This window comes from Streptomyces sp. RKND-216 (assembly GCF_004795255.1).
Classification (GTDB): Bacteria; Actinomycetota; Actinomycetes; order Streptomycetales; family Streptomycetaceae; genus Streptomyces; species Streptomyces hazeniae.
Genome location: NZ_SSBQ01000002.1, coordinates 5,447,911 through 5,461,031 on the forward strand (window position 1 = coordinate 5,447,911; position 13,121 = coordinate 5,461,031).

Below are 13,121 nucleotides of genomic sequence, written 5' to 3' on the forward strand. Positions count from 1 at the left end.
TCCATACGTCGCACGCCGCGCCCCGTGTCCGCGCGGTCACCGGGCACCGGGACCCGGGCCGGGAGCACTGGCTACGATGGGCGCCCGGGGGCGTCTCGGCCGCCCGGTCACGCTTCGAACCTTCGGGAAGGCCATGCTGAACACGTACGCGCGTGCTTTCTTCACGCGTGTTCTCACACCGTTCGCCGCTCTCCTGCTGCGTCTGGGCGTCAGCCCCGACGCGGTGACCCTGGTCGGGACGGGCGGGGTGATGGCGGGAGCGCTGGTCTTCTACCCGCAGGGCGAGTTCTTCTGGGGCACCGTCGTCATCACCCTCTTCGTCTTCTCCGACCTGGTGGACGGCAACATGGCGCGCCAGCTCGGGCGGGCCAGCCGGTGGGGAGCCTTTCTCGACTCCACACTCGACCGCGTCGCCGACGCTGCCATCTTCGGCGGGATCGCGCTCTGGTACGCGGGCGGCGGCGACGACCTGACGCTCTGCGCGGTCAGCCTCTTCTGCCTGGCCAGCGGCCAGGTCGTCTCCTACACCAAGGCCCGCGGCGAGAGCATCGGCCTGCCGGTCGCGGTGAACGGTCTGGTGGAACGCGCCGAGCGGCTGGTGATTTCCCTCGTCGCGGCCGGCTTCGCGGGCCTGGAGACCTTCGGCGTGCCCTACATCGAGTGGCTGCTGCCGATCGCCCTGTGGGTGGTGGCCGTGGGCTCCCTGGTGACCCTCGGCCAGCGTGTGGTGACGGTGCGCCGGGAGGCCGCCGAGGCCGACGCGGCGGCACGGCCGGGAGAGACGCCCCCGCAGCAGGGGAACTCCGCCTCCCCGCAGGGAGAGGCCTGATGGGCGGCCTCGGTGGGCGCGTCACGGACGCGCTGTACCGGGCCGGCTGGGGCGGGGTGAAGCGCTTGCCCGAGCCGGCCGCGAACGCACTGGGCCGCCGCATCGCCGACACCGCCTGGCAGCGCCGGGGCAAGGGCGTGCTGCAGCTGGAACGCAACCTCGCGCGCGTCGTGCCCGACGCCCCGCCGGAGCGGCTGCGCGCGCTGTCGCAGGACGGCATGCGCTCGTACCTGCGGTACTGGATGGAGTCCTTCCGCCTGCCCGCCTGGAGCCCGGAGCGGGTGCGGGACTCCTTCGTGCCGGACGACATCCACCACCTCACCGACGGCATCGCCTCCGACCGCGGGGTCGTGCTCGCCCTGCCCCACCTGGCCAACTGGGACCTGGCGGGCGCGTGGGTCACCACCCATCTCGGCACGCCCTTCACCACCGTCGCCGAACGCCTCCGCCCCGAGTCGCTGTACGACCGGTTCGTCGCCTACCGGGAGAGCCTCGGCATGGAGGTCCTGGCCCACCAGGGCGCCGAGGCGTTCGGCACCCTGGCACGCCGTCTCCGGGCCGGCGGTCTGGTCTGCCTGGTCGCCGACCGTGACCTGTCCGCCTCCGGGGTCGAGGTCTCGTTCTTCGGCGAGGCGGCACGCATGCCCGCCGGTCCCGCCATGCTCGCGCTCCAGACGAATTCCCTGCTGCTCCCCGTCACCCTCTGGTATGACGACGCGCCCGTGCTGCGCGGCCGCGTCCACGCACCGCTCGAACCGCCCGCCGCCGGAACCCGCCGGGAGAAGGCGCAGGCCATGACGCAGGCCATGGCGGACGCCTTTGCCCACGGGATCGCCGCCCACCCGCAGGACTGGCACATGCTGCAACGGCTCTGGACCGCCGACCTTTCACTCCGCCCGGAACCCGCGAAGGAGCCGGACGCCGGGTCTGCGGGCAGGGAGACCACGGGTTCGGGGACGGAGGAGCGCCGGTGAGGATCGGCATCGTCTGCCCCTACTCCTGGGACGTCCCCGGCGGAGTCCAGTTCCACATCCGCGACCTCGCCGAACACCTGCTGCGCCGCGGCCACCAGGTGTCCGTGCTCGCCCCGTCCGACGACGACACGCCGCTGCCGCCCTACGTGGTGTCCGCCGGACGCGCCGTGCCCGTGCCGTACAACGGCTCGGTGGCCCGGCTCAACTTCGGCTTCCTCTCCGCGGCCCGCGTCCGGCGCTGGGTGCACGACGGCGACTTCGACGTGCTCCACATCCACGAGCCCGCCACCCCGTCGCTCGCCCTGCTGACCTGCTGGGCGGCTCGGGGCCCCATCGTGGCCACCTTCCACACCTCCAACCCGCGCTCCCGCGCCATGATCGCCGCGTACCCGATCCTCCAGCCCGCACTGGAGAAGATCAGCGCCCGCATCGCCGTCAGCGAGTACGCCCGGCGCACCCTCGTCGAGCACCTGGGCGGCGACGCGGTCGTCATCCCCAACGGGGTGGACGTCGGCTTCTTCGCCCGCGCCGAACCCGAGCCCGCGTGGCAGGGCGGCACGATCGGCTTCATCGGCCGGATCGACGAATCCCGCAAGGGCCTTCCGGTGCTGATGAGGGCGCTGCCCCGCATCCTGAAGGAACTTCCCGGCACTCGCGTGCTCATCGCCGGCCGCGGCGACACCGACGAGGCCCTCGAACACCTGCCGGACGAAGGGCTGCGCGACCGCGTCGAGTTCCTCGGCATGGTCAGCGACGAGGACAAGGCGAGGCTGCTGCGCAGCGTCGATCTGTACGTCGCGCCCAACACCGGCGGCGAGTCGTTCGGCATCATCCTCGTCGAAGCCCTGTCCGCCTCCGCGCCCGTGCTCGCGAGCGACCTGGACGCCTTTGCCCAGGTGCTCGACGGGGGAGAGGCCGGCGCACTCTTCCCCGCCGGCGACGCCGACGCCCTCGCCGCCGAAGCGGTACGGCTGCTCGGCGACCGCGAACGGCTCGCGGAGCTGCGCGCGCGCGGCGAACGCCACGTCCGCCGCTTCGACTGGGACACCGTCGGCGCGGACATCCTCGCCGTCTACGAGACGGTCGCCGACGGCGCCGCCTCCGTCGCCCCCGACGAACGCACCGGCCTGCGCGCCCGGTTCGGCCTGGCCAGGGACTGATGCCGTGATGCCCGCACTCACGACCCTGCTCTGGACCGTCGTCGCACTCGCCCTCGTCGGCATCTACCTCAGCTGGACCGCCGGACGGCTGGACCGCCTGCACGCCCGCATCGACGCCGCGAAAGCCGCGCTGGACGCCCAACTGCTGCGTCGGGCCTCGGTCGCGCAGGAACTGGCCACCGCCGGCGTCCTGGACCCGGCGGCCTCCATCGTGCTCTACCAGTCGGCCCACGACGCCAGGCAGGCCGAGGAGGACCACCGGGAGGTCGCGGAGAGCGAGCTGAGCCAGGCGTTGCGCGCCGTCTTCGCCGACCGCGCCCAGATCGACGCCGTCCGGGAGGCGCCGGGCGGCGAGGAGTCAGCCGCCGAGCTCGTTGCCGCGGTGCGGAGGGTGCCGATGGCCCGGCGCTTCCACAACGACGCGGTCCGGGCCGCGCGGGCCCTGCGCCGCCACCGCAAGGTCCGCTGGCTGCGGCTGGCGGGCCACGCCCCCTTCCCGCTGGCCTTCGAGATGGACGACGAGCCACCGCCCGCCCTCATCGCCCGCGCCGACGACGCGGCCTGACCTGACATCCCCGGTGCCCGCCGAGCGTGCCCGCCCGCCCCGGCAGGCCACCGCCTCGGATTGGCCCTTTCCCGCCCGACGCCCGATCGGAGAGTGTGAGACAGCGGGCCTACCATGGTCCGGTCGCACTTTTACCGTCGAGTGAGGTCACCACCGTGTCGAGCACGTCTTCCGCCACGTCCGCCGCCAGCCCGTCGCCCGAGACCGGCACCGCCCGCGTCAAGCGCGGCATGGCCGAGCAGCTCAAGGGCGGCGTGATCATGGACGTCGTCACGCCCGAGCAGGCCAAGATCGCCGAGGACGCCGGCGCCGTCGCCGTCATGGCGCTGGAGCGCGTCCCCGCCGACATCCGCAAGGACGGCGGCGTGGCCCGCATGTCCGACCCGGACATGATCGAGGGCATCATCGAGGCCGTCTCCATCCCGGTCATGGCCAAGTCCCGCATCGGTCACGTCGTCGAGGCGCAGATCCTCCAGGCCCTCGGCGTCGACTACATCGACGAGTCCGAGGTCCTCACCCCGGCCGACGAGGTCAACCACAGCGACAAGTTCGCCTTCACCACCCCGTTCGTCTGCGGCGCCACCAACCTGGGCGAGGCACTGCGCCGCATCGCCGAGGGCGCGGCCATGATCCGCTCCAAGGGCGAGGCCGGCACCGGCAACGTCGTCGAGGCCGTGCGGCACATGCGTCAGATCCGCGGCGAGATCGGCCGGCTGAAGGCCCTGGACAACAACGAGCTGTACGCCGCCGCCAAGGAGCTGCGCGCCCCGTACGAGCTGGTCGAGGAGGTCGCCGCGCTGGGGAAGCTGCCGGTCGTCCTCTTCTCCGCCGGCGGCGTGGCCACTCCGGCGGACGCCGCGCTGATGCGCCAGCTCGGCGCCGAGGGCGTCTTCGTCGGCTCCGGCATCTTCAAGTCCGGCGACCCGGCCAAGCGCGCCGCCGCCATCGTGAAGGCCACCACCTTCTACGATGACCCGAAGATCATCGCGGATGCCTCCCGCGGTCTGGGCGAGGCCATGGTCGGCATCAACTGCGACACCCTCCCCGAGAGCGAGCGGTACGCGTCCCGCGGCTGGTGAAGCCCTCCCGCGCGGTGGTCCGGGGCCCGGACCACCGCGCGCGGTACTTCCCTGGGGCGTGTGGGGCGTGTTCGAAGGTCCCGACTGCGGGGCGGCGCCATGCACGCACATCTGCTGCGTTGTCGTCGTCAGCGCAGCCCGCTGCGCTTTCCTCCCTCCGCCTTGCACAAGCATCTGCGCGCACCTGACGCCGCCCCGCCCGCCCTCCGGGCGGACGGTGCTACTTTCGAAACACGCCCTGGAGTCCTGGAGAGGTAACGACACGTGAGCTCACCCGTCATCGGCGTCCTCGCCCTGCAAGGGGACGTGCGCGAGCACCTCGCCGCCCTCGCCGGCGCGGGAGCCGAGGCCGTGCAGGTACGGCGCCCCGAGGAACTCGCGCGCGTCGACGGCCTGGTGCTGCCCGGCGGCGAATCCACCACCATGTCCAAGCTGGCCCACGCTTTCGGCCTCATGGAGCCGCTGCGCGCCCGTGTCCGCGCGGGCATGCCCGCCTACGGCTCCTGTGCCGGTATGATCATGCTCGCGGACAAGATCCTCGACCCGCGGTCCGGGCAGGAGACGGTCGGCGGCATCGACATGATCGTGCGCCGCAACGCCTTCGGCCGGCAGAACGAGTCCTTCGAGGCGGCCCTGGATGTCGAAGGCGTCCCCGGTGGCCCCGTCGAGGGGGTGTTCATCCGGGCGCCCTGGGTGGAGTCCACCGGTGCCGAGGTCGAGATCCTCGCCCGCTACGAGGAGCACGCGGTGGCCGTGCGCCAGGGGAACCTGCTCGCCACCTCGTTCCACCCCGAACTCACCGGCGACCACCGCGTGCACGAGGCCTTCGCCGACCTCGTGCGGGCCGCCCGGTGACGGCAGGACGGTAGGATCCCGGAACACGTTGTTGGAGACTGTGAAGGAGCAAGGCTGTGTCCGGCCACTCTAAGTGGGCAACCACCAAGCACAAGAAGGCCGTGATCGATGCCAAGCGCGGCAAGCTCTTCGCCAAGCTGATCAAGAACATCGAGGTCGCCGCGCGGATGGGCGGCGCCGACATCGACGGCAACCCCACGCTGTACGACGCGATCCAGAAGGCGAAGAAGAGCTCCGTCCCCAACAAGAACATCGACAGCGCGGTCAAGCGCGGCGCCGGCCTCGAGGCGGGCGGCGCCGACTACGAGACGATCATGTACGAGGGCTACGGCCCCAACGGCGTGGCCGTGCTCATCGAGTGCCTGACCGACAACCGCAACCGCGCTGCCTCCGACGTGCGTGTCGCGATGACCCGCAACGGCGGTTCGATGGCCGATCCCGGCTCGGTCTCCTACCTCTTCAACCGCAAGGGCGTCGTGATCGTCCCCAAGGCCGAGCTGTCCGAGGACGACGTGCTCGCGGCCGTTCTCGACGCGGGCGCCGAGGAGGTCAACGACCTCGGTGAGAACTTCGAGGTCATCAGCGAGGCCACCGACCTCGTCGCGGTGCGCACCGCCCTGGTGGACGCCGGCATCGACTATGAGTCGGCCGACCAGAACTTCCTCCCCAGCGTGCAGGTCGAGCTGGACGAGGAGGGCGCCCGCAAGATCTTCAAGCTGATCGACGCCCTGGAGGACAGCGACGACGTGCAGAACGTCTTCGCCAACTTCGATGTCGACGACGACACGATGGCCAAGGTCGACACCTGACCCCCGGCGCCCGGCACGAGCCCGACGCCCCGACGGGGCCGCGTGGCGGCACTCGGGCACGCCGTGTGCGTCCCCTCTCCGCGCGGCCCGTCGGCGTTGTCGGTCCCGGCCGATAGCCTGCCGTCACGGCCGGTCGAACGGGGAAGGGGAGACGCAGGTGCGCGTGCTGGGGGTGGACCCGGGACTGACCCGCTGTGGTCTCGGCGTGGTGGAGGGAAGCGCCGGGCGCCCGCTGCGGATGGCCGCGGTCGGCGTCGTCCGCACCCTCGCGAACGCGCCCGTCGCCGAGCGCCTGGTCCTCGTCGAGCGCGGCGTGGAGAAGTGGCTGGACGCGCACCGGCCCGATGTCGTCGCCGTCGAACGGGTCTTCAGCCAGCACAACGTGAGCACGGTGATGGGCACCGCCCAGGCCAGCGCGGTCGCCATGCTCTGCGCCGCCCGGCGCGGCCTGCCCGTCGCCCTGCACACCCCCAGTGAGGTCAAGGCCGCCGTCACCGGCTCCGGCCGCGCGGGGAAGGACCAGGTCGGCGCGATGGTGACCCGCCTCCTGCGGCTGGACGCGCCACCGAAGCCCGCCGACGCGGCGGACGCCCTGGCACTCGCCATCTGCCACATATGGCGGGCCCCCGCACTCGACCGTCTCCAGCAGGCCCGAGCCGCCGCCGTCTCCCGCGCGCCCCGCCGCCAGGCAGGGCGCGGACCGTCGAAAGGCCGCACCGCATGATCGCCTTCGTCTCCGGACCCGTGGCCGCCCTGGCGCCCGACTCCGCCGTCATCGAGGTGGGCGGTGTCGGCATGGCTGTCCAGTGCACCCCGGACACCCTCTCCGGGCTGCGCACGGGGGAAGCCGCACGGCTCGCGACCTCCCTCGTCGTCCGGGAAGATTCCCTCACCCTCTACGGCTTCGCCGACGACGACGAACGGCAGGTCTTCGAACTGCTGCAGACCGCCAGCGGCGTCGGTCCCCGGCTCGCGCAGGCGATGCTCGCCGTCCACCGGCCCGACGCGCTGCGCACCGCCGTCGCCACGGGGGACGAGAAGGCGCTGACCGCCGTGCCCGGCATCGGCCGGAAGGGCGCTCAGAAGCTGCTGCTGGAACTCAAGGACCGGCTCGGCGAACCTCTCGGCACCGCATCCCGCCCGTCCGGCGGCCGTGCCGCGGCCGGACCGCTTCCGTGGAGCGATCAGCTGCATGAGGCCCTCGTCGGTCTCGGGTACGCGCCCCGCGAGGCCGAGGACGCCGTCGAGACCGTACGGCCGCAGGCGGAGGCAGCCGCCGCGGACGGCGGTACCCCCGCCGTGCCGCAGCTCCTCCGCGCCGCGCTGCAGACGCTGAACCGCGCACGCTGACGTGCCGCCGCCGCATCTGTCCGCCGGTCACCCCGAACGCCCGAACGCCCGAACGACTCCGAGGCACACGCGATGAACTGGGACGACGCCGAAGCCGCCGGCACCGACACCGACCCCGCCGGCCGCCTGGTGGGAGCCGACGCGGACGGCGAGGACTCCGCGGTGGAGGCCGCCCTGCGCCCCAAGGATTTGGCCGAGTTCGTCGGCCAGCCCAAAGTGCGCGAACAGCTGGACCTGATGCTCCGCGCCGCCCGGGCTCGCGGCGCGGCGGCCGACCACGTGCTGCTCTCCGGCGCCCCCGGACTCGGCAAGACCACCCTCTCCATGATCATCGCAGCGGAGATGGGCGCCCCGATCCGCATCACCTCCGGGCCCGCCATCCAGCATGCCGGCGATCTCGCCTCGATCCTGTCCTCCCTCCAGGAGGGGGAGGTGCTCTTCCTCGATGAGATCCACCGGATGTCCCGGCCCGCCGAGGAGATGCTGTACATGGCCATGGAGGACTTCCGGGTCGACGTGATTGTCGGAAAGGGCCCCGGCGCCACCGCCATCCCGCTCGAACTGCCGCCGTTCACCCTGGTCGGCGCCACCACCCGGGCCGGGCTGCTGCCCCCGCCGCTGCGCGACCGCTTCGGCTTCACCGCGCACATGGAGTTCTACGACCCCGGGGAGCTCGAGCAGGTCGTCCACCGGTCCGCCCGGCTGCTGGACGTCACCACCGACGGCGACGGCTCCGTGGAGATCGCCGGCCGTTCGCGCGGCACCCCCCGTATCGCCAACCGCCTCCTGCGGCGGGTCCGCGACTACGCCCAGGTCCGGGCCGACGGGCGGATCACCCGCGAGATCGCTGCCCGCGCCCTGGAGGTCTACGAGGTGGACCAGCGGGGCCTGGACCGTCTGGACCGCGCTGTGCTCTCCGCCCTGCTGAAGCTCTTCGGCGGCGGCCCGGTCGGCCTGTCCACCCTCGCCGTCGCCGTCGGCGAGGAGCGCGAGACCGTGGAGGAGGTCGCCGAGCCGTTCCTGGTGCGCGAGGGGCTGCTCGCCCGCACGCCGCGGGGCCGCGTAGCGACGCCCGCCGCCTGGGCCCACCTGGGCCTCCCCGCGCCTCAGAACGCTCCGGGAGCAACCGGGCAGACCGGGCTCTTCGAAGCGTGATCGGATGGTGATGACCTGCATGGTCGCCGGACCCGGAACCCGAGTGCCATGCTTGACGTTGTTCCATCGGCGACAGCTCGCTTAGACTCCGCCGATGCCGTACCTCCGGGACGGCATACCCACCCCCGCACAGCAGGCCGCGCCCAGGCGGTCGCAAGAAGGATTACCCGCCGTGAATGGACTCGTCACCCTCCTCCCCTTCATCGTGCTCATCGGGGTCATGTTCCTGATGACGCGCTCGGCGAAGAGGAAGCAGCAGCAGGCCGCCGCGATGCGCGACCAGATGGAGCCGGGCACCGGCGTGCGCACCATCGGCGGTTTGTACGCCACCGTCAAGGAGGTCCGCGAGGACACGGTCCTCCTCGAGGTCGCCCCCGGTCAGCACTCCCTCTTCGCCAAGAACGCCGTCGGCGCCGTACTGGAGCCCGAGGAGTACGAGCGCATCGTGCACGGCGGCACCTCCGGCGATCTCAAGAGCGGCAGCGCCCCGGTCGTCCCCGACGACGCGTCCGAGCTGGCGGACGCCCACGAGCAGGCCGAGGACGGCAAGCTCGACCTCGGCAAGGACTCCGGGTCGAAGGCGGACGAGGACGCCGGGACCGACGCCAGGCGCGACGGCGACACCGACTCCAAGTAACACCCGCCGTCGCCGGGGCCGGGCCGTCGCGGCCGGGCCCCGGCGCGCGGGCTCGACCAGACCACTTCGCGCCTCGCGCTGCGGTCCCGGCACGGGCCGGGCCGGTGCGGGCGGCCGGACAGGAGAGACGACAAGGTGGCAGCACCGAAGAAGGGCCGCAGGTCCCCGGGCGCGCAGGGAAAGCCGGGGCGGTCCCTGGTCATTCTGCTGATCGCCGTCGTGGGCCTCACCGGGGGGATGTTCCTCTCCGGGACCACGACTCCGCGCCTGGGCATCGACCTGGCCGGAGGGACCAGCATCACGCTCACCGCGCGGGAACAGCAGGGCGCGGAGAACGCGATCACCCCGACGAGCATGAACACCGCCGTGGGCATCATCGAGCGGCGTGTGAACGGCCTCGGCGTCTCGGAAGCCGAAGTGCAGACCCAGGGCGGCAAGAACATCGTCGTCAACATCCCGGAGGGCACCGACGAGGAGCAGGCCCGGGAGCAGGTCGGCACCACCGCCCGGCTGAACTTCCGCCCAGTGCTCGCCGTGGCGCCCGGCACGAAGCCGGACGCCGGTCAGCCCAGCCCGTCTCCCTCGGCCGGCGACCCGGAGCAGTCCGGTGAGGAGGGCAAGCCCGGGGACGAGCCCGCGGACGATCCCTCCCAGGGGGCAGAGGCGAGCCCGTCCGGTGAGCCCCAGGGCCGCGCGGTGACCGACGGCCTCACGGCCGACGACCCCTCCGGATCTCCCAGCCCCAGCGCCTCCGGCGCCGCCGACCCCGAGCCCTCACCGAACGCACCGGCCCCGCCGGGCGGGGTCCCGGCCGACGTGGCCGAGAAGCTGCAGAAGCTGGACTGCTCCACGGCCGAGAAGCGCGCCAAGGCCAACCGAGCCGCGGCCCAGGCCAAGCCCGGCGAGGCGAGTGTGAACTGCGGGGCCAAGGAGAAGGACCAGCCCCTGTTCAAGTACGCCCTCGGCCCGGTGGCCGTGAAGGGCAAGAACGTGGACGACGCCGGCGCCGTGTTCGACAGCCAGCAGGGCCAGGGCTGGATCGTCAACATGTCGTTCAACGGCAAAGGTCAGGACTCCTTCGCCGACATCACCGGCAAGCTCTCCAAGAACCCCCAGCCGCAGAACCAGTTCGCCATCGTGCTGGACGGCGAGGTCGTCTCCGCCCCCAGCGTGCGGGAGAGGCTCGCGGGCGACGCCCAGATCTCGGGCAGCTTCACCCAGCAGTCCGCCGAGGACCTGGCGAACATCCTGTCCTACGGCGCTCTCCCGCTGACCTTCGAGGAGAGCAACGTCACCACCATCTCGCCCTCGCTCGGCTCCGACCAGCTCCAGGCGGGGCTCATCGCCGGCGCGATCGGACTGGCACTGGTGGTGGCCTACCTGATGTTCTACTACCGCCTGCTGGGCCTGGTCGCCATCGGGAGCCTGGTGGTCGCCGCCATTCTCACGTACACGATCATGACCCTGCTGGGCCCGGCCGTCGGCTTCGCGCTGAGCCTGCCCGCGGTCTGCGGCGCCATCGTCGCCATCGGCATCACCGCCGACTCGTTCATCGTCTATTTCGAGAGAGTGCGGGACGAGGTCAGGGACGGGCGCGGCGTCCGCTCCGCCATCACGCGGGCCTGGCCGCACGCGCGGCGGACCATCGTCGTCTCGGACGTGGTCTCGGTGCTCGCGGCCGTCGTGCTCTTCGCGGTCTCGGTGGGCTCCGTGCAGGGCTTCGCCTTCGTGCTCGGGCTCACCACGGCGATCGACGTGGCCGTCGTCTTCCTGCTGACCAAGCCGCTCATGGTCATCCTGTCGGGGCGGAAGTACTTCGCTCAGGGACGTCCCTGGTCCGGGCTCGACCCCAAGCGGCTCGGCGCACGGCCGCCGCTGCGCGGCCGCGGCCGTCGTTTCACCACTTCCGCCGAACCGAAGGAGGCCTGAATGTCCAGGCTGGGTAACCTCGGCGCCAAGCTGTACCGGGGAGAGACCTCCTACGACTTCGTCGGCCGGCGCAAGCTCTGGTACGGGATCACGCTGCTCCTCGTCGTCACCGCCCTCATGGGCCTCGGCGTCCGCGGGCTGACGATGGGCATCGACTTCCAGGGCGGAGCGGTCCTCACCACACCCCCCACCTCGCTCTCGGAGGCGGACGCGCGAGAGGTCGCCGAGGACACCTCGGGCCGCAGCGCCGACGTCCAGAAGCTGGGCAGCGGGGCCCTGCGCATCCAGGTGACCGGGCTGGACACCGAGGAGTCCGGAGAGACGCGGGCGGCGCTCGCCGAGGAACTCGGCGTCCCGACGCAGCAGATCAACGCCGACCTGGTCGGGCCCAGCTGGGGCGAACAGGTGACCGACCAGGCGGTCAAGGGCATCCTGATCTTCCTGGCGCTGGTCACGCTCTATCTGGCCTTCGCTTTCGAGTGGCGGATGGCGGTCGGCGCCCTCGTCGCTCTGCTCAACGACCTCATCATCACCATCGGCGTCTACGCCTTCGTCGGCTTCGAGGTGACGCCGGGCACGGTGGTCGGCATGCTGACGATTCTCGGCTATTCGCTCTACGACACGGTCGTGGTCTACGACAAGGTCAAGGAGAAGACCAAGAACCTCACCAAGCAGGACCGCTACACGTACGGGGAGCTGGCGAACCTGGGCATCAACGCCACCGTGGTGCGCTCGGTCAACACCTCGATCGTCGCCCTGCTGCCCGTCGCCGGCCTGCTCTTCATCGGCAGCGGTCTGCTGGGCGGCGGTACGCTCACGGACATCTCGCTCCCCCTGTTCATCGGCCTCGCCGCCGGAACGCTCTCCTCCATCGTGCTCGCCACACCGGTCGCCACCGAGCTGAAGCTGCGCCAGCCGGAGATCAAGGACCACGACCGCCGGATCCTCGCCCGCCGCGCACGCGCCGACGCCCGCGGCGGCGCCGACGAGCGTGAGGACACCGCAGCCGGCGGCGGAGCGGCCGGAGCGGGAGGTTCCGGCCGTACGGGCCTCGCGGAGCGCCGCGTGGCCGGAGGCCACGGAGCCGGTTCCGCCACGGGCCGGGGAAGGTGAGCCGCATGAGCGCCCTGACGCGTGGCGATCGCGACCTGTTCCTCAGCCGCATCCGAGACGTCGCGGACTACCCCAAGCCCGGTGTGATGTTCAAGGACATCACACCGCTGCTCGCGGACCCCGAGGCGTTCTCCGCGCTCACCGACGCCCTGGCCGCGCTGTGCGAGAAGCACGGCGCGACGAAGGTCGTCGGCCTGGAGGCACGCGGCTTCATCCTCGCCGCTCCCGCGGCCGTACGGGCCGGGGTGGGCTTCATCCCGGTCCGGAAGGCCGGCAAGCTGCCCGGCGCCACTCTGGGCCAGGCCTACGAGCTGGAGTACGGCACCGCCGAGATCGAGGTGCATGCGGAGGACCTCGGCGCAGGCGACCGCGTGCTGGTGATCGACGACGTCCTCGCCACCGGTGGCACGGCCGAGGCCTCGCTGGAGCTGATCCGGCGGGCCGGGGCACAGGTCGCGGGCGTCGCGGTGCTCCTCGAGCTCGGCTTCCTCGAGGGCCGCTCCCGGCTGGAGCCCTCCCTCGACGGCGCCCCCCTGGAGGCCCTGGTCACCGTGTAGGGCGGACCGTACACGCGCGCGGGCCGGTCACGGAGGCAGCTCCGGGCCGGCCCGCGGTCGTCCGGCCGGGCCGTCCTCGCGGCGGGCCGCGGCCGGATCGCTACCATGG

The 13,121-nt window shown here is 72.2% G+C and carries 14 protein-coding genes; all 14 read left to right on the forward strand.

Annotation, left to right across the window (positions count from 1 at the left end; all coding sequences use genetic code 11):
- Window positions 1–133 precede the first annotated feature (133 nt).
- The 14 genes from pgsA (at window position 134) to E4198_RS24120 (ending at window position 13,012) form a co-directional block, all read left to right on the forward strand.
- Complete coding sequence (pgsA, locus tag E4198_RS24055; protein WP_247597820.1) at window positions 134–829, forward strand: phosphatidylinositol phosphate synthase; 696 nt, start codon at window positions 134–136, stop codon at window positions 827–829.
- Window positions 829–1,803, forward strand: coding sequence for a phosphatidylinositol mannoside acyltransferase (locus E4198_RS24060; RefSeq protein WP_136184999.1), 975 nt, complete (start codon window positions 829–831; stop codon window positions 1,801–1,803). The genes pgsA and E4198_RS24060 overlap by 1 nt, the downstream gene beginning before the upstream one ends.
- Window positions 1,800–2,963, forward strand: a complete 1,164-nt coding sequence (locus E4198_RS24065) for a glycosyltransferase family 4 protein (RefSeq protein ID WP_136185000.1) — start codon at window positions 1,800–1,802, stop codon at window positions 2,961–2,963. Before E4198_RS24060 ends, E4198_RS24065 begins: the two co-directional genes overlap by 4 nt.
- Before the next feature lie 7 nt (window positions 2,964–2,970).
- A complete protein-coding gene (locus E4198_RS24070; RefSeq protein WP_136185001.1) occupies window positions 2,971–3,528 on the forward strand; it encodes a hypothetical protein in 558 nt (185 codons plus the stop codon).
- A gap of 155 nt (window positions 3,529–3,683) precedes the next feature.
- A complete protein-coding gene (pdxS, locus tag E4198_RS24075; protein ID WP_136185002.1) occupies window positions 3,684–4,607 on the forward strand; it encodes a pyridoxal 5'-phosphate synthase lyase subunit PdxS in 924 nt (307 codons plus the stop codon).
- Window positions 4,608–4,871: 264 nt separating this feature from the next.
- Window positions 4,872–5,462: a pyridoxal 5'-phosphate synthase glutaminase subunit PdxT gene (gene pdxT / locus E4198_RS24080; protein ID WP_136185003.1), complete on the forward strand. Its 591-nt coding sequence runs from the start codon at window positions 4,872–4,874 to the stop codon at window positions 5,460–5,462.
- Between the two features lie 56 nt (window positions 5,463–5,518).
- Entirely contained in the window at window positions 5,519–6,271 is a 753-nt protein-coding gene (locus tag E4198_RS24085) for a YebC/PmpR family DNA-binding transcriptional regulator (RefSeq protein ID WP_136185004.1), read from the forward strand.
- Between the two features lie 157 nt (window positions 6,272–6,428).
- Entirely contained in the window at window positions 6,429–6,995 is a 567-nt protein-coding gene (gene ruvC / locus E4198_RS24090; protein WP_136185005.1) for a crossover junction endodeoxyribonuclease RuvC, read from the forward strand.
- Entirely contained in the window at window positions 6,992–7,621 is a 630-nt protein-coding gene (gene ruvA, locus E4198_RS24095; protein WP_136185006.1) for a Holliday junction branch migration protein RuvA, read from the forward strand. The genes ruvC and ruvA overlap by 4 nt, the downstream gene beginning before the upstream one ends.
- Before the next feature lie 72 nt (window positions 7,622–7,693).
- Window positions 7,694–8,776 (forward strand): Holliday junction branch migration DNA helicase RuvB, encoded by a 1,083-nt coding sequence (ruvB, locus tag E4198_RS24100; protein ID WP_136185007.1) that lies wholly within the window; start codon window positions 7,694–7,696, stop codon window positions 8,774–8,776.
- Between the two features lie 172 nt (window positions 8,777–8,948).
- Window positions 8,949–9,413, forward strand: coding sequence for a preprotein translocase subunit YajC (yajC, locus tag E4198_RS24105; protein WP_281728002.1), 465 nt, complete (start codon window positions 8,949–8,951; stop codon window positions 9,411–9,413).
- A 135-nt stretch (window positions 9,414–9,548) separates the two neighbouring features.
- Entirely contained in the window at window positions 9,549–11,342 is a 1,794-nt protein-coding gene (gene secD / locus E4198_RS24110) for a protein translocase subunit SecD (protein WP_136185009.1), read from the forward strand.
- Window positions 11,343–12,455, forward strand: a complete 1,113-nt coding sequence (secF, locus tag E4198_RS24115; protein WP_136185010.1) for a protein translocase subunit SecF — start codon at window positions 11,343–11,345, stop codon at window positions 12,453–12,455.
- A 5-nt stretch (window positions 12,456–12,460) separates the two neighbouring features.
- On the forward strand, window positions 12,461–13,012 hold the full coding sequence (locus tag E4198_RS24120) for an adenine phosphoribosyltransferase (protein WP_136185011.1): 552 nt from the start codon (window positions 12,461–12,463) through the stop codon (window positions 13,010–13,012).
- Window positions 13,013–13,121 lie beyond the last annotated feature (109 nt).

Coding starts and splice junctions, on each gene's coding strand:
- E4198_RS24120 (WP_136185011.1), top strand. CDS start 12,461: ATGAGCGCCCTGACGCGTGGCGATCGCGACCTGTTCCTCAGCCGCATC.
- ruvB (WP_136185007.1), top strand. CDS start 7,694: ATGAACTGGGACGACGCCGAAGCCGCCGGCACCGACACCGACCCCGCC.
- pgsA (WP_247597820.1), top strand. CDS start 134: ATGCTGAACACGTACGCGCGTGCTTTCTTCACGCGTGTTCTCACACCG.
- E4198_RS24060 (WP_136184999.1), top strand. CDS start 829: ATGGGCGGCCTCGGTGGGCGCGTCACGGACGCGCTGTACCGGGCCGGC.
- ruvA (WP_136185006.1), top strand. CDS start 6,992: ATGATCGCCTTCGTCTCCGGACCCGTGGCCGCCCTGGCGCCCGACTCC.
- E4198_RS24070 (WP_136185001.1), top strand. CDS start 2,971: ATGCCCGCACTCACGACCCTGCTCTGGACCGTCGTCGCACTCGCCCTC.
- secF (WP_136185010.1), top strand. CDS start 11,343: ATGTCCAGGCTGGGTAACCTCGGCGCCAAGCTGTACCGGGGAGAGACC.